At 59.7% G+C, this 1,431-nt stretch carries 1 protein-coding gene; it reads left to right on the top strand.

Annotation, left to right across the window (positions count from 1 at the left end):
* The first annotated feature begins 2 nt into the window (after positions 1–2).
* Positions 3–1,355, top strand: a complete 1,353-nt coding sequence (locus tag ACM43_RS09660) for an IS1182 family transposase (RefSeq protein WP_271539860.1) — start codon at positions 3–5, stop codon at positions 1,353–1,355.
* Positions 1,356–1,431 lie beyond the last annotated feature (76 nt).

Below are 1,431 nucleotides of genomic sequence, written 5' to 3'. Positions count from 1 at the left end.
TCATGATGGGGCATCAGCAAGTCGAGCAGGCTGCGTTGTTCTATGAGTTCTCGCTCGAGAAGCATATTCCCTCCGACCATCTTTTGAGATCGGTCGACAGGTTCGTCGACCTGCAAGAGATCAGGCGGGAGCTGGCACCTTTCTACAGTAGCATCGGCCGACCTTCGATCGATCCTGAACTGATGATCCGGATGCTCCTGATCGGTTACTGCTTCGGCATTCGATCGGAACGGCGCCTTTGCGATGAGGTTCACCTCAATTTGGCCTACCGGTGGTTCTGCCGGCTCGGTCTGGATGGAGCGGTGCCGGATCATTCGACATTCTCCAAGAACAGGCACGGCCGCTTCCGGCACAGCGACCTCTTCCGTCGCGTGTTCGAGAGCGTGCTGCGCCGCTGCATCGAGGAACGACTGGTCGGCGGTGAGGGATTTGCGGTTGATGCGAGCCTAATCAAGGCCGATGCCAATCGGCAGAAGGGCATCGAAGGCGATAAGGGACTTCCGCCGGAGGCTGCCGGCCGAGCAATCGATGAGTATCTGGCTGTCCTCGATGATGCCGCGTTCGGAGCGGCGACCGAGGTTACCCCGAAGTTCGTATCGCCCTCCGACCCGGCGGCGCGCTGGACGGGGGCGCACGGTGGCCAAGCGTTTTTCGCTTATTCGACGAACTACCTGGTCGACGTCGAGAACGCGATCATCGTCGATGTTGAGGCAACGACGGCGATCCGGCAGGCGGAGGTATTGGCCGCCAAGCGCATGATTGAACGATCGCTGGAGCGGTTTGATCTCTATCCGAGCCGGCTACTCGGTGACAGCGGCTATGGCTCGGCCGAGATGCTCGCTTGGCTGGTCTATGAGCACGGCATCGAACCGCACGTTACAGTCTTCGATAAGTCCGCCCGCACAGACGGTATCTTCTCGCGCGACGACTTCACCTATGACCATGCTGGCGACATCTATCGTTGCCCTGGTGGCAAAGTTCTTACCACCACCGGAACGTTGGTGAATGATGGTGCCACCATGCTTTACCTCGCCAGCAAGCGCGATTGTGATCGATGCGCATTGAAGGCTCGGTGTTGCCCCAAGCAGGCATCACGGAGGGTGCCGCGCTCCATCTACGAAGGCGCTCGCGACATGGCGCGCCAGATCGCCAAATCGTGGGAGGGAGGCACCTCGCGCCGGCTTCGCAAGAAAATCGAGATGTTGTTCGCCCACCTCAAGCGCATCCTCAAGCTCGACCGTTTGCGTTTACGAGGCCCGAACGGCGCGCGCGATGAGTTCATCCTCGCGGCCACCGCCCAGAACCTTCGAAAGATGGCCAAGCTCATCCCGATGCCCACCGCGAGGCTCGCATAGGGTCGATGGAGCAGTTCGGTCACGTCGCGACGGAGCTATTACAACAAAATACTGCCGGCCTTTTTCAACGGAATCG

It is taken from the genome of Bradyrhizobium sp. CCBAU 45321 (assembly GCF_028128975.1).
Classification (GTDB): Bacteria; Pseudomonadota; Alphaproteobacteria; order Rhizobiales; family Xanthobacteraceae; genus Bradyrhizobium; species Bradyrhizobium yuanmingense.
This window is presented reverse-complemented; position numbering and strand designations above follow the sequence as displayed.

Excerpts from the sequence above, each read along its gene's own strand:
- ACM43_RS09660 (WP_271539860.1), top strand. The coding sequence starts at position 3 with ATGATGGGGCATCAGCAAGTCGAGCAGGCTGCGTTGTTCTATGAGTTC.